This is a genomic window from Pacificitalea manganoxidans, assembly GCF_002504165.1.
In the GTDB taxonomy this organism is placed as follows: domain Bacteria; phylum Pseudomonadota; class Alphaproteobacteria; order Rhodobacterales; family Rhodobacteraceae; genus Pacificitalea; species Pacificitalea manganoxidans.
Genome location: NZ_CP021404.1, coordinates 206,411 through 225,598, shown reverse-complemented (window position 1 = coordinate 225,598; position 19,188 = coordinate 206,411). Strand labels below are relative to the sequence as shown.

16 protein-coding genes, 1 pseudogene and 1 riboswitch are annotated in these 19,188 nt (G+C 63.8%); of the genes and pseudogenes, 6 read left to right on the top strand and 11 right to left on the bottom strand.

The window, feature by feature from the left end:
* Positions 1–41: 41 nt before the first annotated feature.
* Positions 42–710, bottom strand: a complete 669-nt coding sequence (locus CBW24_RS01035; protein WP_088663008.1) for an outer membrane beta-barrel protein — start codon at positions 708–710, stop codon at positions 42–44.
* A gap of 245 nt (positions 711–955) precedes the next feature.
* Here CBW24_RS01035 and petA point away from each other — a divergent pair, with 245 nt between their 5' ends.
* From petA to CBW24_RS01020, 3 genes are read left to right on the top strand one after another with little or no spacing between them, the layout of a single operon-like run.
* Positions 956–1,537: a ubiquinol-cytochrome c reductase iron-sulfur subunit gene (gene petA, locus CBW24_RS01030; RefSeq protein ID WP_088663181.1), complete on the top strand. Its 582-nt coding sequence runs from the start codon at positions 956–958 to the stop codon at positions 1,535–1,537.
* Positions 1,538–1,552: 15 nt separating this feature from the next.
* Entirely contained in the window at positions 1,553–2,899 is a 1,347-nt protein-coding gene (gene petB / locus CBW24_RS01025; protein WP_088663009.1) for a cytochrome b, read from the top strand.
* A gap of 22 nt (positions 2,900–2,921) precedes the next feature.
* On the top strand, positions 2,922–3,725 hold the full coding sequence (locus CBW24_RS01020; RefSeq protein ID WP_088663182.1) for a cytochrome c1: 804 nt from the start codon (positions 2,922–2,924) through the stop codon (positions 3,723–3,725).
* A 60-nt stretch (positions 3,726–3,785) separates the two neighbouring features.
* Here the strand turns inward: CBW24_RS01020 and CBW24_RS01015 are convergent, their stop codons facing one another.
* Genes CBW24_RS01015 through thiB form a run of 3 tightly spaced genes read right to left on the bottom strand, consistent with a single transcriptional unit; the run spans position 3,786 to position 7,124 of the window.
* A complete protein-coding gene (locus CBW24_RS01015; RefSeq protein WP_097372384.1) occupies positions 3,786–4,484 on the bottom strand; it encodes a thiamine ABC transporter ATP-binding protein in 699 nt (232 codons plus the stop codon).
* Complete coding sequence (locus CBW24_RS01010) at positions 4,471–6,006, bottom strand: thiamine/thiamine pyrophosphate ABC transporter permease ThiP (RefSeq protein ID WP_097374078.1); 1,536 nt, start codon at positions 6,004–6,006, stop codon at positions 4,471–4,473. The genes CBW24_RS01015 and CBW24_RS01010 overlap by 14 nt, the downstream gene beginning before the upstream one ends.
* 53 nt (positions 6,007–6,059) lie before the next feature.
* Entirely contained in the window at positions 6,060–7,124 is a 1,065-nt protein-coding gene (thiB, locus tag CBW24_RS01005; RefSeq protein WP_097372383.1) for a thiamine ABC transporter substrate binding subunit, read from the bottom strand.
* Positions 7,125–7,159: 35 nt separating this feature from the next.
* Positions 7,160–7,266: riboswitch (TPP riboswitch) on the bottom strand.
* Between the two features lie 116 nt (positions 7,267–7,382).
* On the opposite strand from thiB, the gene CBW24_RS01000 reads away from it, so the two are divergent.
* A complete protein-coding gene (locus CBW24_RS01000; RefSeq protein ID WP_097372382.1) occupies positions 7,383–8,159 on the top strand; it encodes a hypothetical protein in 777 nt (258 codons plus the stop codon).
* A 63-nt stretch (positions 8,160–8,222) separates the two neighbouring features.
* Positions 8,223–9,326, top strand: a complete 1,104-nt coding sequence (gene aroC / locus CBW24_RS00995; RefSeq protein ID WP_097372381.1) for a chorismate synthase — start codon at positions 8,223–8,225, stop codon at positions 9,324–9,326.
* 78 nt (positions 9,327–9,404) lie between these two features.
* On the opposite strand, the gene CBW24_RS00990 is transcribed toward aroC, so the two are convergent.
* Both CBW24_RS00990 and CBW24_RS00985 read right to left on the bottom strand, forming a co-directional pair.
* Positions 9,405–9,761 carry a PRC-barrel domain-containing protein gene (locus tag CBW24_RS00990; protein ID WP_088663014.1) on the bottom strand — a complete coding sequence of 119 codons (357 nt, stop codon included), beginning with the start codon at positions 9,759–9,761 and terminating at the stop codon, positions 9,405–9,407.
* A 192-nt stretch (positions 9,762–9,953) separates the two neighbouring features.
* Positions 9,954–10,241 carry an HU family DNA-binding protein gene (locus tag CBW24_RS00985; RefSeq protein ID WP_088663015.1) on the bottom strand — a complete coding sequence of 96 codons (288 nt, stop codon included), beginning with the start codon at positions 10,239–10,241 and terminating at the stop codon, positions 9,954–9,956.
* Positions 10,242–10,621: 380 nt separating this feature from the next.
* On the opposite strand from CBW24_RS00985, the pseudogene CBW24_RS18555 reads away from it, so the two are divergent.
* Positions 10,622–11,194: pseudogene (locus tag CBW24_RS18555) on the top strand (sugar transferase); the annotation flags it as partial.
* 41 nt (positions 11,195–11,235) lie between these two features.
* Here CBW24_RS18555 and CBW24_RS00975 read toward each other — a convergent pair.
* From CBW24_RS00975 to CBW24_RS00955, 5 genes are all read right to left on the bottom strand, one after another.
* Entirely contained in the window at positions 11,236–13,923 is a 2,688-nt protein-coding gene (locus CBW24_RS00975; protein WP_097372379.1) for a calcium-binding protein, read from the bottom strand.
* 118 nt (positions 13,924–14,041) lie between these two features.
* Positions 14,042–15,028, bottom strand: coding sequence for a hypothetical protein (locus CBW24_RS00970; protein ID WP_097372378.1), 987 nt, complete (start codon positions 15,026–15,028; stop codon positions 14,042–14,044).
* A complete protein-coding gene (locus CBW24_RS00965) occupies positions 15,016–16,023 on the bottom strand; it encodes a hypothetical protein (protein WP_097372377.1) in 1,008 nt (335 codons plus the stop codon). Before CBW24_RS00965 ends, CBW24_RS00970 begins: the two co-directional genes overlap by 13 nt.
* The gene (locus CBW24_RS00960) at positions 16,020–18,290 is read right to left on the bottom strand and encodes a glycoside hydrolase family 99-like domain-containing protein (RefSeq protein ID WP_232529975.1); all 2,271 of its coding nucleotides are present in this window, start codon (positions 18,288–18,290) and stop codon (positions 16,020–16,022) included. Before CBW24_RS00960 ends, CBW24_RS00965 begins: the two co-directional genes overlap by 4 nt.
* On the bottom strand, positions 18,287–19,102 hold the full coding sequence (locus tag CBW24_RS00955) for an ABC transporter permease (RefSeq protein ID WP_097372376.1): 816 nt from the start codon (positions 19,100–19,102) through the stop codon (positions 18,287–18,289). The genes CBW24_RS00960 and CBW24_RS00955 overlap by 4 nt, the downstream gene beginning before the upstream one ends.
* Positions 19,103–19,188 lie beyond the last annotated feature (86 nt).

The window sequence follows — 19,188 nt, the reverse complement described above, 5'->3', positions numbered from 1 at the left end:
CATCCGGGCCTTATTCATTGCGGCGCGAATAGCGCGCAAAATCAGAATTTCAGGGTCAGACCGACATTCAGCGCATTGGTGACGATGTCGGTTTTCAACTCGCCGCCATTGTCCAGATCGGCCTCGTTCGACGAAAACGTGCCTTTGTATTCCCCAAACACCGCCCAGCGGTCATTGAGGTCATAGGACACACCGGCGATCCACGCGACGGCGGGGCCGGTCACTTGGTAGCCGAACGTTTCGCTGTCGTTGATTTCGACATCCACATGCGGCACCGCGATCCCCAAACCGCCGGAGACGTAAGGCGTCAGCGCCCCGCCCGCGAACTGGCCCGGCCAGCGGTAGAACACGTTGGCGGTCAGGATGTTCAAACCATCGGTCAGTTCGAGGTTCTCGAACCCGTTGTCTTCGCGGGTGTCGTCAGAGGCGTAGACCTTCACATGGTTGAAATCGACGCCGAAACCCAGATTCTCATCGCGCCACCAGACACCCCGAACACCGTAATGCGGCGGCGCTTCGAACGACTTGCCTTCCCATTCGGAGAGGAAGTTGAATTCGGTGCCGTCCCCGTCATCGCCTTTCACGCGGCTATGCGGCGCGGTCTGCGGCCCGCCGTAGAAGCTCAGGCTCATTTCGGCACGGGCCGGCGCGGTGGCGGCAACCGACGTCAGGGCGGCAAGGGAAAGTGCGGCAATCGTGGTGCGGCGCATGATAATGTCCTCGGATGGTCTGGACCCCTTGTATCACAGGCCCGCTTTCGGGACAGGGGGTGCGTCCGCATACGGCGAAAACGTGATCCTGAGGACACGCGCGCAATCGTCGCGCCCCCCCTGCGCCGCATTGTCCGCTGGACGGAGCGGGGTCATGGCGCTAGGAACGCCACCAAATGCTGCGGGCCACGGCCTGCGGCATCGTCGTACCCGGCCGAAAAGGCCCCGGCAGAATGGAGTTGCCCGTGTCTCAAGCAGAACACCACGGCGAAACGCGCCGCGATTTCCTCTACTACGCAACGGCAGGGGCCGCTGTCGTGGCGACGGGCGCAGCCGTATGGCCGTTGGTCAACCAGATGAACCCGTCCGCTGACGTGCAGGCGCTCAGCTCGATCCGCGTCGATGTCTCGGGCGTGCAGCCCGGCACGCAGGTAACGGTCAAATGGCTGGGCAAGCCGGTGTTCATCCGTCGCCGCACCATCGAGGAAATCGAAGCCGCCCGCGAAGTGGACGTGTCGAGCCTTCCCGATCCGGTCGCGCGCAACGCCAACCTTGACGGCACCGCGCCCGCAACCGACCCGAACCGGGCCCTGACTCCCGCCGGCGCCGAAGGCGACGCGGCCGAGGAATGGCTCGTGATGGTCGGCGTCTGCACCCATCTGGGCTGCGTGCCGCTGGGCAATGCCGGTGATTTCGGTGGCTGGTTCTGCCCCTGCCACGGCTCGCATTACGACACAGCCGGTCGCATCCGCCGCGGCCCGGCCCCCGAGAACCTGCTGGTTCCCGTCGCCGCCTTCGACGGCGAATCCACCATCGTCCTGGGCTAAGGGAGGCACGCTACCATGTCCGGAATTCCCCACGATCATTACGAACCCAGGACCAGCGGCGAGAAATGGCTGAACCGGCGACTGCCGGTCATTGGCCTGCTCTACGATACGCTGATGATTCCCACGCCGAAGAACCTGAACTGGCTGTGGATCTGGGGCATCATCCTCACCTTCTGCCTGGCGCTTCAGATCGTCACCGGCATCGTTCTGGTGATGCACTACACGCCGCATGTCGATCTGGCCTTTGCCAGCGTCGAGCACATCATGCGCAACGTGAATGGCGGCCATATGCTGCGCTACCTGCATGCGAACGGCGCGTCGCTGTTCTTCATCGCGGTCTATATCCACATCTTCCGCGGCCTCTTCTACGGCTCCTACAAGGCCCCGCGTGAGGTCACATGGATCGTGGGCATGCTGATCTACCTGTGCATGATGGGCACCGCCTTCATGGGCTACGTTCTGCCTTGGGGTCAGATGTCCTTCTGGGGTGCGACCGTGATCACGGGCCTATTTGGCGCCATTCCGTTCATCGGTGAGGCGATCCAGACATGGCTGCTGGGCGGACCGGCGGTGGATAACGCCACGCTGAACCGCTTCTTCTCCCTGCACTACCTGCTGCCCTTCGTTATCGCGGGCCTCGTGATCGTCCATATCTGGGCGTTCCACACCACCGGCAACAACAACCCCACCGGGGTCGAAGTGCGCCGTGGCTCGAAAGAAGAAGCGCAGAAAGACACCCTGCCGTTCTGGCCCTACTTCGTGATGAAAGACCTGTTCGCGCTCGCCGTGGTGCTGTTGGTGTTCTTCGCGGTCGTCGGCTTCATGCCGAACTACCTCGGCCACCCCGACAACTATATCGAGGCGAACCCGCTTTCGACGCCGTCGCACATCGTGCCCGAATGGTATTTCCTGCCGTTCTACGCGATCCTGCGGGCCTTCACCTCCGAAGTGTGGGTCGTGCAGTTCGCGGGCTGGATCACCGGCGGTCTCGTCGATGCGAAATTCTTCGGCGTGCTGGCTATGTTCGGTGCCATCGCGGTGATGGCGCTGGCGCCGTGGCTCGACACCTCTTCGGTGCGGTCCGGCCGCTATCGCCCGATGTTCAAGTGGTGGTTCCTGCTGTTATGCATCGACTTCATCGCCCTGATGTGGCTGGGCGCCATGCCCGCGGAAGAGCCGTATGCGACCTTCTCGCTGATCGGTGCGGCCTACTGGTTCGCCTACTTCCTCGTCATTCTGCCCCTGCTGGGCGTGATCGAGAAACCGCAGGCCCGGCCCGCGACCATCGAGGATGACTTCGTGGCCCATTACGGCAAGAGCGGCGCGTCGGACGGCTCCACCGTTTCGACCCCGGCCGAGTAATCAGAAAGGACGATCAGACATGATCATCAGAAAACTCGCCCTTGCCGCGCTCGGGGCCCTGACCATCAGCGCCGGCGCCACATGGGCGGCGGAGAGCAGCGAAGGCCATATCGAGGATCACGCGTTTTCCTTCGAAGGTCCGTTCGGCTCCTACGATCAGTTCCAGCTTCAGCGCGGGCTGCAGGTCTACACCGAGGTCTGCTCCGCCTGTCACGGGCTGAAGTTCGTGCCGATCCGCAGCATCGGGGACGAGGGCGGCATTGGCCTGCCCGAGGATCAGGTGCGCGCCTATGCCGATCAGTGGGAGGTCTTCGACCCCGAGCTGGACGACTACCGCAATGCCAAGCCGTCGGATCATTTTCCGCCGTCGAGCCTTGAGAACGCACCCGACCTGAGCCTGATGGCAAAGGCGCGTGCGGGCTTCCACGGCCCCTATGGCACCGGCATCAACCAGTTCGTCAAAGGCATCGGCGGCCCGGAATACATCCGTGCGCTGCTCTCCGGCTACACCGGCGAAGAGAAGGTCGAAGCTGGCACCACCTATTACGAGAACACCGCCTTCCCCGGCGGTTGGATCGCAATGGCACCGCCGCTGTCCGATGGCATCGTGACCTATCAGGACGGCCACGAAGATGATGTCGAGGCCATCGCAACCGACGTCGCCGCGTTCCTGATGTGGACGGCAGAGCCCAAAATGATGGCGCGGAAACAGACCGGCTTTGCGGCTGTGCTGTTCCTCGGCTTGCTTGCGGTGCTGCTCTACCTCACGAACAAGCGCATCTGGGCACCGATCAAGCGCAAGGTGAAACCCGCCCACGGCGCGTGATCCAGCCAGATTTTCTGAATTAAGGGCGCGGGCTTCGGTCCGCGCCCTTTTTCGTGGGCGTCACTCCGCGCCCAGATAGGCGCGCAGCACCTCCGGCGGATCATCCAGCAGCGCGTCGGTCGCGCGGGGCGGATGTGCGACGCCTTCGGCCACCAGAATCGTCTGCGGTGCGATCCGCCGCGCGTCGCGCGGATCATGGGTAACCATCAGCAGGGTCAGCGCGTCCTCCCGCGCGATTTCCGCGACAAGGTCCAGCATCTCATGGCGCAGCGCGGGCCCAAGCGCCGCAAAAGGCTCGTCCAGCAGCAACACGGGCCGATTGCGCAGCAGCACCCGAGCCAGCGCAACGCGGCTTTGTTGCCCCCCTGACAGTGCGGCCGGACGCCGTGCGCCGGTCTCCGCCAGCCCAACCCGATCCAGCGCCGCTGCAACCCGCGCCTTCTCCGCCCGCGACAGCCGCAGATCGGGCCGCAGCCCCATGCCGATATTCTGCGCCACGCTAAGATGCGGAAACAGGTTGCCCTCCTGAAACACCATGCTCAGCGGCCGGTTGCCGGGGCTCAGGCTGTCAATCCGGGCTCCGTTCCAACGAATTTCTCCGTGGCTCAGCGGTGCGAACCCGGCGATCCCGGCAAGCAGGGTGCTTTTGCCTGCACCGGACGGACCGATCACCGCCACCTGCGCGCCCTGAGCCACCTGCATCCGCGCATCGACGGTGAAGCCGCCGTTGACGATCACCGCGCCATCAAGGTCCAGCATCTGCGCGGCCTCCCCGATCAAAAATCCAAAACAGCCCAAAGCTCGCCAGCAGCAGCAGCAGTGCCGCCGCCGCGCTGTCATCGCTGCGATAGGCCGCCATCAGGCGATACATCTGCAACGGCAAGGTGGCGTTGTCAGGGTCGGCGAACAGCGCAATGACTCCCAGATCCCCCATCGACAGCGCCGCTGCCAGCCCAGCGGCAAACCCGATCGGACGGCGCAGACGCGGCCACGTCAACAGCCGCAGCCGCGCCATTCCCCGCAGTCCGAGGCTTTCGGCCAGGCGCCCGTAATCGGCCTCCAGATCCCGCGCGGCGGGGGCCAGCGCCCGTAGGCCAAACGGCAAGCTCAGCGCCGCGTTGACCAGCGCCGTGATCGGCAGCGCCAGATCGGCAGGGCGCGCGAAAGGAAAAATCAGGATGAACAGCCCGGTGCCGATCACCAGTGGTGATGCCGCGATGGTCAATGTGCCTACGGCCTCCACTGCGCGCCCATGCCGCCATCGCGCGGCGGCGAGCGCCAAAGGCAGCGCCAGCGCAAGGCACAGCACCGTCGACAGCAGCGCAACCCAAAGCGACCGCCCCAGCGCTGCCCAGACCTGCGCAGGCAGGCTGAACAGCCGCGGTGCCCCCTCCACCGCGATGACCGCCATCGGCAGCAGTAAAAACGCGGCCGCCAGTGTGATCGCCACCCCGTCCTGGAACTTAAGCGTCCAGTGATCCGCATCGCGGCGCGGCACGACCCGATCAAGGCCGCCGCCAAACATCACAGGGCGCACCAGCCCAAAGGCCAGCACAGCCGCAGCGGCGGTCAGCGCAAATTGCACCAGCCCCAGCAACGCCGCCTTGCCCAGATCGAAATCGAATCGAAATGCCTGATAGATGGCCAGTTCCACCGTGGTGGCACGCGGCCCGCCGCCCAAGGCCAGCACCACCGCAAAGCTGGTCAAACACACCGCAAAGATCACGACCGCCGCGCCGGGCACCACCGCGCGCAACATCGGCCATTCCAGCAGGCGCGCGATATCACGCGGACCACACCCCAGCGATTCCGCCAGCCGGAACCTTTCCGCCGGGATCGATAGCCACCCCTGCAGGATCAGGCGGGTGGCCAAGGGCAGGTTCAGGAACACATGCGCAAGGATCACGCCCTGAGGCCCATAGATGGCGATCTCGGGTAGGCCGAGCGCGGCGAGGGCTGAGTTGACCGCGCCATTGCGCCCAAAGATCGCGATCAGCCCCATCGCGGCGACGATAACCGGCAATAGAAACGGCGCCCCGAGCGCGGTGATCAGCATCCCGCGCCCCCAGAACCTGCGCCGCGCCAGACCGCGCGCGACGGGGATGGCCAGCACGACGCTAATCGCCGCCGACAGCGCCGCCTGCCAGAGGGTAAAGCGGATCGCGGCCCAGTCGGAGGCACGCAATGCCACGGGCGCTTCGGCGCGCAGGGCGACCGCTGCCAGTGTGCCCAGCGTCAGCACCACGATGACGGCCACCGCCAGCAGCGCCAGCGCGGTCAGCCCATGCGCGGGGCGTCGGGCAGGGGCACGATTGGCGTGGGTGGGGCTTGTGCTCAACGGCTAAGCGCGGTCAGCCATTCGTCGAGCGCGTCGTCCCGCGCGGCCTCGGCCTCATCCGCCGACAGCAGCAGCGCGCGCTCAGGCTGCACCAGCGTTTCGGCACCAGCGGGCAAGCCGCTTTCGGGCGTGACAGCGGGATACATCCAGTTGGTTTCGAAAATCACGCTCTGGAACGCCTCCGTCAGCATGAATTGCAGAAACTGATCCGCCAGCTCCGGCTGATCGGTCGAGGCGATCTTTCCGGCGACTTCGACCTGCACGTAATGGCCTTCGTCAAAGGCCGCTGCGGATTTGGTTTCATCCTGCTCGACCAACAGGTGATAGGCCGGGGAAGTGGTGTAGCTGAGCACCATGTCAGCCTCGCCTTCGGTGAACATGCCGTAGGCTTCGGACCAGCCCTTGGTCACCGTCAGGACATGCGGGGCAAGCGCCTCCCAGATGTCCGGCGCGCGCTCGCCATAGGCCGCTTTCACCCACATCAACAGCCCCAAGCCGGGGGTCGAGGAGCGCGGATCCTGAATGACGATCTTCAGATCCTCAGGTGCGGCGGCAAGCTCTTCGAAGCTGGTAGGCACATCGCTGAGCTCGGTGTTGTCATAGATGAACGCGAAATACCCCCAGTCAAAGGGCACGAACATCGGATCATCCCATGCCACCGGCAGATCCAGCGCCAGATCGCCCATCCCATGCGGCGCAAACAGGCCGGTTGCCGCGGCATTGGCGGTCAGGTTGGTGTCGAGCCCCAGCACGATGTCGGCCTCGGTCCGGGGGCCCTCCATCTTCAGCCGGGCCAACAGCGCCGCGCCATCGCCAGCACCGATCAGTTCCAGATCACAGGCGCATTCCGCCTCGAACGCGGCCTCGACAAGCGGACCCGGCCCCCAGTCGGAAACGAAGCTGTCATAGGTGTATAGCGTAAGGACCGGACGATCGGCCTCCTGCGCACTGGCGGCGCCAGTATGCAGGGCAAAGGCGAGACCAGTCGCACAGGCCACCGCAGCACCACGCGCGAACAGGGGGGGCACAGCGGCAAAACGGGTCGGGGTCAGCGGGCGCATCGTATCTCCTCCACAAAAACGGACGGAGCGGGCCGACCCGTGTCGGCTGCCTTCCCTCCGCCGGTATCATCCGGTTCAGGTTCGACGGGTTTACGCCGCATTGGCGCATCTCAGTCCCGATGGGACACCCCGAGGTGTGGCAGACCATAGACGGTTGGCTTGCTTTGACAAGGCACCGTGCAGTTCTAGCTTGCCCGCGAATCAGACCTGCGCATAGGAGTGATCACCTCCCACCGTGACGTTCCGAAAGTTTGCCCCATGTCCGCCCCCATCCGATTCTCCGTCCGCCCCGTTCCTGCCGTTCTGGCGCTGATGCTCTCTATCGCGCCGCTGGCCCCTGCCGCACAGGCGCAGGACACGTCGCAAGTGGGTATTTCCTACGGCACCATCGACCTGCCGAACGAACGCCAGAACAGCATCAGCCTCGACGCGCTGACGACCCACGGTTACGGGCGCTTCGGTCTGCGTTTTGACGGCAGCGCCGATTTTCGGGACGGCGATGGTGACGGCGTCGGCTATGGTGCGGGCGCGTTCGGCTTTGGCGAGATCACGCCGGATCTGATCGCCGGACCCTATGCACAGCTGTCGCGCCAGCCCGGCGGGGGAACTCTGTGGTCGCTGGGCGTCGCGATGGAATACGCCCCGATGATCGGTTTTGGCGCAGCGGGCTTTTTCGGCGAAAGCCGGGGCAACGCGATCTCCGATGACGACGGGCACATCACCAATCGCGGTGTCGATCTGACCTACACACTATCCACCGGGGCTGCCGCGCTGTTTTACGCGCATAAGGACACCGTCAACACGAACTCCGGCGATGCGGATTTCTACGATTATGGCATCGGGCTCGACGTGCCGTTCGGCCATTCGGACGATCCGATCCTGTCGATGCGCTACGGCACCCTGCGCGAAGACACCACCGATACCGACAGCCGCCGCATCGAACTGGGCCTGACCATTCCGCTCGGCGGGGGTCAGCAAGGCCGGATGCTGGACAGCGACCGGGGCGTGCTTCAATCCACCGGGCTGAATTTCTGATCGGGTTGGCAAGCCGCGGCCCGAACGGTAAGCGGGAGCGACCCTGATCGAAAGGCACCGCTCATGAGCATCAACACCTTCGGCCACCTGTTCCGCGTCACCACATGGGGCGAAAGCCACGGCCCGGCCCTTGGGGCGACGGTCGATGGCTGCCCTCCCGGCGTGCCGATTTCAGCCGAGGCCCTGCAAGGCTGGCTGAACAAGCGCAAGCCCGGTCAGAACAAATACACCACGCAGCGGCGCGAGGCTGACGAGGTGGAAATCCTTTCGGGTGTGTTCGAAGGGCTCAGCACCGGCACCCCGATTCAACTAATGATCCGCAACACCGATCAGCGGTCAAAGGATTACGGCGAGATCGCCGAGAAATTTCGACCCGGCCATGCGGACATCACCTATTACCAGAAATACGGCATTCGCGATTATCGCGGCGGTGGCCGGTCGTCTGCACGGGAAACTGCGGCGCGGGTCGCGGCGGGCGGTGTGGCGCGCGCGGCACTAGCGGCCTTGGTGCCTGATCTGACGATTACTGGCTACATGGTTCAGATGGGCGAGAAGCACATCGACCGCAGCCGGTTCGATCTGGCCCAGATCGCGCAGAATCCGTTCTGGGTGCCCGATGCCGTCGCCGCGGAGGACTGGGCGATCTATCTGGACGATCTGCGCAAATCCGGCAGTTCCGTTGGCGCCGCGATCGAGGTTGTGGCCTCCGGCACCCCTGCCGGGCTGGGCGCGCCGATCTATGCAAAGCTCGACACGGATCTGGCCGCGGCGATGATGTCCATCAACGCGGTGAAAGGCGTGGAAATCGGCGAAGGCATGAACGTCGCGACCTTGACCGGCGAAGCTAACGCGGACGAAATCACGATGGGCCCGGATGGTCCGGTCTATAACTCAAACCATGCGGGCGGCATTCTTGGCGGGATTTCCACGGGGCAGGATGTCGTCGTCCGCTTCGCGGTGAAACCGACTTCCTCCATCCTGACGCCACGCCGCACCATCACCCGCGCCGGCGAAGAAACCGAGATCGTGACCAAGGGACGGCACGACCCCTGCGTCGGTATTCGCGCGGTGCCGGTGGCCGAGGCGATGATGGCCTGCGTGATTTTGGACCATCTGCTGCTGCATCGCGGACAGGTGGGCGAGGCCCCGCGCGTTCAGTTTCGCTGATCCCACCCCGCAGGCGGGGATAGCAAAGGGCCGGATCGCAGGATCCGGCCCTTTTCATGTCCTGTCTCTGATACGCGATCAAATCCAGTAGAACGGCACCCCGTAATGGGCGAGCGTCTGCTCTTCCCAGCGGCGGTCGTGATACCAATCGTCATTGCGCGGCGGCGCGCTTTTCAATTGATCTTCGGTGATGTCGGTCACGAAACCTGCCTTACCGGTATCATAGCTTAGCGCGGCCCACGGGATCGGGTGATATTCCTCACCCAGCCCCAGAAATCCGCCGAAACTCATGATCGCATAGACGATCTTACCGGATTTCTTGTCGATGATGAGATGGTCGATATCGCCGACATGGGTGCCGTCGCGCCCGTAGACACGGGTGCCGTTCACTTCGGTCGAGGCGATCAGATTATGATTGCGGTCGTGATCAAGCATGGGTCAGTCCTCCTGCTTTCCATTGCAGGTAAAACGTGCCGCAACGGCACGCAGTTCCCCCGTGCTCGCTGCGCCGTGATCGCATCAGCGACGTTTGGCGCATGCGAGCATCCCGCCGGCCTGAAATGAAAAGGGCCGCCCGAAGGCAGCCCCGTCATAACCGGATCTCCACGCCCGAAGGCGCAGCGGATCTTAGCCGTTCACGCTGTCTTTCAGCGCCTTGGCGATGGTCATCTTGACGACCTTGTCCGCCTCTTTCTTGATCTGCTCGCCGGTTGCCGGGTTGCGGACCATCCGCTCGGGGCGCTCACGGCAATAGATTTTGCCGATGCCGGGCAGGGTCACGGCGCCGCCGGCCGAAACTTCTTTGGTGATGATGCCGGTGATCGCGTCAAGCGCGCCAGCGGCGGTTTTCTTGTCGGTGTCCATCTCTTCGGCAAGGGCAGCCACGAGCTGGGTCTTGGTCATCGGTTTCGCCATGTATCGTCTCCTCGTAACGGCCCATCATTGGGGCTCATTGGGATCTATGCTACGCCATGTTGCGGCGTCCCACAACTTTTAGGGGGCGAAAGGTCAAGAATTCAAGGCTGTTTGTGTGGTCCCGCCCCGAGATTGGCCCGCCGACGCGCCAATGGGCGATAGATTGCCCGCAAAAACGGGCCTGTCTGCAGGATCTGAGGCGCAAACCCCAATGAATCCGGCACATGCCACACGCCCCGCAGCACCGAAGTTAGGGCATCGGCGCGGACCATGCACCGCAAATTCGATCTACCTGCCGCAGCGTCGCCTCCAACGTGCCCTGCTCTTATCCGAATGGTAAGAGGTCGCTCCTAGGGTCTGCGCAGCTGCTGGAGAGCCTGATGCGCCGATCTCTTGACCTGACCCTTGCCTTGCTTTTGATCCCTGTGGTCGTCCCGCTTGCAGCGCTGGTCGCGCTGGCGCTGCTGGCGACACAAGGACGGCCGCTGCTATTCGTGTCGGAACGTATGCGCAGTGTCGATGAGGGCTTTTCGCTGATCAAGTTCCGCACGATGGAGCCCAGCGCCACCCTGCCCGGTCCCTGCGGGGGCGGCACCCTTCGCCGGGTGACGCCGCTGGGGCTTTGGCTGCGCCGCAGCCGTCTCGATGAGCTGCCTCAGTTGTGGAATATCCTGCGCGGAGACATGTGTTTCATCGGTCCGCGTCCGCCCCTGCGGCAGCATGTGACCCTGTTTCAAGATGACTATCGCAGCCTGCTCGCCGATGGTCCGGGGCTGACCGGGCTCGCCACGCTGACATGCTATCGCTGGGAGGAGCGTCTTCTGGCCCGCAGTTCCTCCGCCCTCGAAACGGAACAGATTTATCTGCGTCAATGTCTGCCCCGCAAACTTCGCATTGACCGGCTTCACCAGGCCCGTCGCAGTCTGCGCTGGGATCTGTGGTTGATGATCTGCACGGTGCTGCGCCACCTTCCGCCCTGTGGGCGGGCGCGGCGTCAGGCGACGATCAGAATGGCGTCTTCCAGACCGGTCAGGTCGCTCAAACCTAGAAGCGTTACGGCATTGCCACCGCCGAAATCCAGCACGGTCGATCCATCCACGATGGTCGCATGGGCGGCAATCACCGCCGCGCCCAGCGTTGCACTACCGACCAGATCCGCCGACAGAAACAGACGGTCTTCGCCCAGCACAAAATCCTCGATCTGGTCGCGGCCCATGTCCTCGTAGAAAATGAAGATATCCCAGCCCCCGCCTCCCAGCAGGTAATCCGCTCCGGCCTCGCCGCTCAATCGGTCATTGCCGTTGCCACCATTCAGGATGTCCGCGTCGTCGCCGCCAAACAGCCGATCGTGACCCGCATTGCCGATCAGACGGTCACGGCCCGCACCACCCGACAAGGTGCTGCTACCGCCGCCGTCGTAAATCACATCCGCGCCCGCACCGCCGATCAAGCTATTCGCGCCCTCGGTGCCGATCAGGGTATCGTCGCCGTCATCGCCCACCAGCCGATCATCGCCACCGCCGCCGATCAACCGATCATTGCCACGCCCCCCGTTCAGAATGTCCCCGCCGCCACCGCCCGACAGGATGTCATGTCCGTGGCTGCCGATCAGGGTATCGGCCCCGCCCCGCCCCATGAGGAAATCATTCCCCTGTCCGCCGATCAGCAGGTTATCCGCCCCGTCGCCCCGCAGATCATCGGCAAAGGCCGTGCCTCTCAGACCTTCGATACTGCGATAGGTGTCGCCCTCCGCCGCGCCGCTGTTTGAGCCCGGCAAAAGAAGATCCGCCTGCACGGCGTCACTGTCGGTGTAATCCGCGATATCCATGCCTTCGCCACCATCCAACAGGTCCGCACCGGCGCCGCCGCGCAGGCTGTCATCGCCTGCCCCTCCCCAGAGCCTGTCTTGCCCGGCGCCGCCGCGAAACTCGTTCGCGCCTCCATCGCCGGTCATGGTGTCGGCATGATCCGTGCCGGTAATGACCTCCACGGAGATAAGCTGATCCCCGGCGCCCGATCCTCCATTCGCGGTCTGCAGGTTGAGGTTCAGGGCCAGCCCGACCTCCGCTCCGGCATAGCTCAGATGATCCTTGCCCGTTCCGCCATCGATCAGATCCGCGCCGTGGCTCCACGCGATCAGGTCATCGCCCGCGCCCGCTGAAATCGCGTCGGGCTTGCTGCTGCCCGTCAGGCTGTCATTGCCCGCGCTGCCCGTCACAATCGTGGGCGTCACCGTATCGAGCGCGCTGCGATCGGCATTGAAAACAAGCGCATGCGCCACATCCTGCGCCGTCATCGGCGTCCGATCCACATGGATCAGGCGGATTTTTTCGTCACCGATCACCAGCCGCAGACCGTTAGCGTTGGTTTCGTATTCGATCTGGCTGGGATGATAGAGCTGTGAAAACCGCGACAGGTCGATCCGGTCCACCGCAGGATCGAAATCCCGCACCGTGTCGAATTCACCATCATCGCGAAACACGAAAATATCGGCGCCCGCCCCCCCGGTCAGGTCATCACGGCCGCTGCCATCCACGATGATGTCATCCCCGCCCCCGGCGAGAACCGTATCGCCCCCGTCCCGCGCGATAAGCACGTCATTGCTCGCACCGCCATCGCGGGAGGCATCCACGCCGGTCCGCGTCACGCCGATATCCGTCAGGTCGAGCGCGATTTGCGTCACGCCAAGCTCCCCTTCCCCCAAAACGAGAAGCTGAACCCCGACAGGTGTTTCGGCCAAGGCGATCTGGCTCACCCCGCGCAACGCCATATCAGCATCGTCGACCAAAACGGCGGCGACATGAAACCCACCATCGGGCAACAACCGGACCAAGGTGACCCCGCCATCCGCGCCCGCCACCGCACCGAAGGCCTGCCCGTCTACGACGATCCAGTCCATTGCCGTCGCGCCGCCAAACCGGGTCGCCAGATCATCCACGATGTGATCGACCGGCGTCAGCACGCCATCCGCCTCGATCCGCAGCGACGTGAGCGATCCGGTGCCTTGGGCGGCCACGATCAGGTAGCTGCTGCCAGCGACCTCCACCACATCCAGATCGGTCGGGCGCGCAATCGGCAACCACCCTCCCGCGCCCAATGCATCGACGGGGTTCAGCGTGCCCTCTGCGGTCAGGCGCATCGCCGCGACGCCATGTTCGGTGGCGGAGGCCGCGAACACATACTGCGCCCCGCCGATTTCTACATGAGTCAGGGCGGAGATGGCGGTGAGATGCGTCGTCGGGCTATCGGCGACCGTGCCGACATGTTCGTATGCGCCCTCGACCTCTCGTAGCACGCTTAGCCCGGAGCCATTTTGCAGGCTCGCAATCACCAGACGCTCCGCCCCGGCATCAACCGCCAGAATAGTGACCGCATCGGCGCCATAGCCGCTTCGCGCGTCATAAAGGGTCTGGCTGACACCCGAAGCGAGATCTGCGAGGGAGGCATGATCCAGCCGCATTTCGCGGGCGCCGACCTGAACCGACGTAAGCCCCTGCCCGCCCGCGCTATAGTCCCGCGCAAAGCTGTCGGGGCCAAGCGGCGTGCCGGTCAAGTCCGCTGTGAACCGCTGCTGCGACGTTGGATCGAACAGCGTCAGGGCCCCATCAGCATCAACGTGGATACGGGCCTGAGGCCCAAACCCTTGCAACGCTTCCTGCCAGATCGTCGTCACATGCCGCATGGACCACCCCACCTTTCTGTTCCGCTCAGTGTCGGAACAGCCGGGGCCGGGGCCGGGGCAGGATTACGGCGGACGGGGGACGAACGGTGCCGTTTTGCCTAAAACCGAGCTTTTCGGGTCAGGCCGCATGATAGGCCCCCCGGGCAAGATCGGCCCAGATTTCCCATGTCAGCGCATCGCGGGTGACCCAATCGCCGCTTTCCGCGGCAGTCACTGAAAAAGCCGTGTCGCCGGAGTGAGACAGCGCCTCCACCGCCCGGTTCGAGGCATTGAATTTCCGAACGAGGCTCGCGATCTCTTCTTGGGTGAATATGCAGCGCCGCTGCTTTGGGTATCGCTGGCTCAACCGGCGCCCGACCCAGGCAACCATCCCCGCGCTTGGCGGATCTGGGTGGGTCAACCGCATGGCCAGCAACGTCGCAAGCGGATCGGGCGAAATATTCGCCGCCTCCGCAGGTAATGGGGCCAAATCATCGAGCGGAAGCTCCAACCCCGTCAGCTGACAGAAGCCCCCCAGCAGCCCACCGGGACCGGTGCGCAACTGATGATAATCCGCTAACCGAATATCCCTATGCGCGAACCCGCATCGCAGGTGCTGATAGACCGCGTGGTGATCCAGCGGAATGCCCGATGCCAGCCCGGTCTCCAGCGAGTGCGCTACGAACCGATCCACCGGCGGCGCGCCTCCGGTCTTAGCCCGCTGCAGCCAGATCGATTGCGCAAGCTCGACCTGATTACGAGCAACATACGCCACGGTCACATCGTCGAAACGACGACACCGCGCGGCAAGATCGACCATATCGACCGCCCGCGGGGCCATGCGCGAAAACGGCTCCGCGCTCAAGATAACGGTCGCGTCCCGGTCAGCCAGATCGGCTATGATCCGTTGCCACAAGCCTTCCGGCCCGCCGGGGCCATACCAATGCGGCGCGATTTCGGGGTTAGCGATCCACGGCGTGGTTAGAATGTGGTGGGCGGGGTTGGGGCCCAGATCAGGATAGATCACGCCATGCGCCCCCAGCAGATCGCGGTTTAGATGCAATATCCGCTGCAGATAACTGGTGCCCGTTTTATGTGCGCCCACATGCAGGATCAGCCGCGCCATAGGTTTGCTCCTTCAGGGGCGGATCGGAACAGGTCGGCGGCGATGGCTGGCCAGATCGTGTCCGGCATCTGTCCACGAAACAGCAGTTCCGCCGGGCGCATTGGCTGAATGGCAAAGCCCGGCTGAACCGCCTGCACCATTGCGCTGAGTTGGGCATTAGGTGCTTCGAACCGCCGCGCGATCCGGCGCAACTCAGACCGGGTAAACAGCGTGGTGCGCCGCTTGGCAGGCAGACCTTCTTCCAGATGTGCTTGAACCAACGTCACAAGATCCCTTCGCGCGGGATTGGGCGCTGAAACGCGGTTTGCGACCAGATTTGCCAACGGCATTGGCGAGACGTTGGATCGACCTTGCGCAAAGGGTTGAAGCTGATCGGCCCGCAGCGGCACGCCTAGGATATCGAGAAATGTGCCCACGATCCCGCCGGGGTGACGCACCGCATCCTCGTAACAGATGAGCCTGATTTCGGACGCCGCGAAGCCGGTGCGAAACTGCCGATACAGCGCAGTGTAGTCGAGAGCGAGCCCATCGACGACGCCCCGTTCCAGCGCGGTGTCCACAAAGGTCGTCAGCGGGCCGGGGTGCCGCTCAACCGAAATCTGCTGATAGACCGATTGCAGGAAGCTTCCCTGACTGCGCAACCCGCAGATCAACTCGACCCGGTCGAAGGCAGAGATCAGCCCACGCAATTCAGCCATGTCGACGCGCGCGGGGAACAGCCGAGACAGTTCTTCGGATGAAACAAACAGCGTGCCCGCTCGCGCTGCATGGGCGCGGGCCAGCGTTTGCCAGGCGCGTCGCGGATGTCGGATCCCATAGGGTGGCGGCAGGTTGATCCACGCGCTGGCCAGCCCGTGCTGGCCGCGACAGGCACCAATGCGGGGCACCGTCACCCCATGCTGCCGCAGCAGCCGTCGATTATGATAGAACGTGTCCTGAATATGGGTGGTCGCGGTTTTATGCATACCGACATGAATGACGATCCGCGAGGTCATGACCGTGGCCCTCCACCCTGCCGGAACGCCGCGAGCGCCCGAATGTTGGCATCCCCATAACGCTCCGTCGGCTCCAACATCGCGCGTTCGGCCCATTCATTCCACGCATTCACAAATAGCTCCTGCCGGTAGGAGCCTTCGATCCGATGCTGCGCGATCCGGTCAAGCCAGCGTGAGAAGCTGGCGGGCGTGGCCCCATGGGCGATATGCGCGCCAGAGCCGCGGCGCGCAGTGTTGTCCCAGCTTGGCATTACCCCGGCAATCGTCTGAGCGGGCAGCGTGGCAGTATAGGCGGGGTCCGTAGCCGTCTCGGCAAGTCGGCTGTAGTCGTAAATCAATCCTTTGAACCCCGGCGCGAGAGGGATGTGCGGATCTGGGGCCGCCGGGCCACCGACCAGATAATCGCACTCCCCCACCAGCCCGTGGGGCGGCATTTCTATCCAAAAATCAAAAAGATCTTCGGTGACCGCCTCGTCGCGCCCGAGGTGAAAACGGACCGCGCCCAGTTCGACCTCCCCGACGCCGAGCGCCCGCCAAGTGGCGCGCATGTTCGCGACCGCGCGGGCCGGGTCGGGCATGTCATCCGGGCGGTAGATGACAAAGCGCGGACGCTGGCCATCCGGCCGCTGATAGCGGCGGTCTTGCATATAGGGCGCGACGTTCCGGGCAAGCGCCTCGGCAAACCCGGCGCCATAGCTTTGATCCAGCAGAACCTCACCGCTGAGCCCGTCCCAATTGCGGCGCCAGCTTTCGTTGGCCCAACAAAGGTAAAACGGAAAATCGACCTCGCTGGCGCAAAGCTGATCAATCGGGGTCTCTAGGATCCGGCGGCCATCGAACCAGTAATGATAGACGCAGAACGCATCGATCCCGGCCTGACGGCGCAGGGCATCCTGCTCGGCCATCACCTCGGTCAAACGCAGATCGTAGTGGCCAAGTTCACCGGGAAGAACAGGCTGATTATGCCCGGCAAAGGCAGGCTCGGCCCGTGCGACATTGGTCCATTCGGTAAAGCCTTTGCCCCACCATGCATCGTTCTCCGGCACCGGATGAAACTGCGGCAGATAGAACGCCGAAACATAGCGCGGCCTGTGGCGCGGCGCGGGTGTGCGACGCCGATCTAGGTCGGTCGCCTGAACGCAACGCTGGCCCGCCGTCTGGGCCAGATATCCCAATGCCCGCTCCATCGCATGGGCCGACGTGCCATCGACCTGCGCCTGTTCAGGCTCGAAATCATGCACGCGCAGACGCATACCGCGGATCATGTCGATCATCAGGGGCTTTAACCAATAGATGGAGCCTGCGGGAAAGGTTAGATCCTGTTCCGCCATCGGAAGCTCGACCCTCCGCAGAAGGTCACGCGCGCGGGCGGCATTGCTGCCCCACCAATCCGCGCCGGAAAACACCTGTCCATCGGCGACCCAGAACGCGGCCTCGGGATCGTCGAGAAAGCGTTGCAGACGCGGGGCGGTCTGGGTCGACAGGATGCCTTCCACCAAATGCCGCCGCCATGCGTCGCCGTCATCGCGATGCGGGGACTTTTTAGAATGGATTTTGCACACCGCCTCATACCCTGCGAGCGCGCCGGAATTCACCAAATGCACAAAGGGAAAGATATCGCGCCCGTGATTTGGCACCTGATGAATCACCGCCTGCGGGAAGTCGCGGCGCACCCTGTCCGGCAGGTCGGTCCGAGCCTCTACGAAGCGGACATAGGTGACATAAATATCTGCCTCCACCCCCGACATCTTGATCGCATCGGCAAACTCGTCCCACATATCGTGGTAATAGAGATGCACGACGATCGCGAAACGGCGCTTCTGCGCGAGGGGCCGCAGCACGGGCAGTGGCACCTGTTCGGTCTGATGCCGCGGCGGCAGATCCTTGGTCACCCGCTGTTCGTGCCGACCGTAGCGGATGTAATGCTGAAACGGATGCCGCACCTTGGCCGTCAAGTCGGGATTGTGGCGCAGATAGGCGCGAGGACAGAAATCAGGGTTTGGTCGCAGGCCCAGCGCTTCCCCCTTTAGAACGAAATGACGCTCCGGAAACAGACGGCTGAGCGGGTGCATCCGTGGATTGGTGCCTCGGTAGAAATGCCGGTCAAACAGGTCTGATCGGGCAATTTCCCGCGCGTAGGCGCCCACCCGCCCCCATGGGAGCATCAACTGCGTTGCCAAAGCTGCGCGGTGCCGGAGGCCGGTAAGCCGATGACGCCACCCCGGCTTGGCGGAGTCGGTCCGGGCGGCGGAAAAGCTCGTGATCATTTGAAAACAATGTCCTTGTGATGCAGGGCGAGCAGGAAAAGCCCAACGACCAGCAGACCCACGATCCAGCCCGTCACGTAAAGTGGGCTGGCGTGAACGGCATCGTAGCTTGCGAAAAACCCGGATCGGGCGAGGCTGGTGACGTGCGAGAGCGGATTCAGCATCAGCCACGCGCGATACTGCGGCGACAGGTCTTCGGGCAGGAACAAAACGGCGGAGACCAGAAACATGGGCCGGTTAACAATGGCCCAGACCCGTTCCCAGACGGGAAAACAGGTGATGAGGAAACAGTTTACGCAACCAACGCCTAGAGCGAGCCCGGATGCGAGGATCAGGGCCAGCCCGACCTGCGCGACATCAATGCGCGGCGCGAGGTCGAACACGGCGACAATGCCTGTGACGACCAGAACGAGCACCAACACCTGCGTCATCGTGTTCAAAAGGAATCGCGCCAGCACCGCGTCCAGGTAGGACACGCGCGGATATTCAAGCAGCGGGCGCGAGAACCGCAGCGCCGCAGCGACCTGCGCGGACACGATCATATACAGGCTGAACAGCAAGAACCCTGATGCGTAGAAGAACGGAAAATTTCCTCCTAGCCCAGGCGCCCGAAGGATCAGGGAAAAGGCGATGCTCATCAATGCGATAGCCGCCACAGGCTCCAACACCGCCCACAGGTAGCCTCCCGGCGACCGACCGTAGGTCGACGACATTTCCCGCAGCATCAGCGCCGGAATGGTGCGCAGCGCCGCATGGGGCTGCGCGGATAGCGCGGCGGGGCGGACACTGGGTGGGAGGGTGGTGACGGTCATGCAGGCTCCGGTAACGGGGCGGTAATCGGTTCCGGCCTAGACTGCCTCCAGATTGGTTGTGATCCGGTTAACCGGCGGAGGCGTGA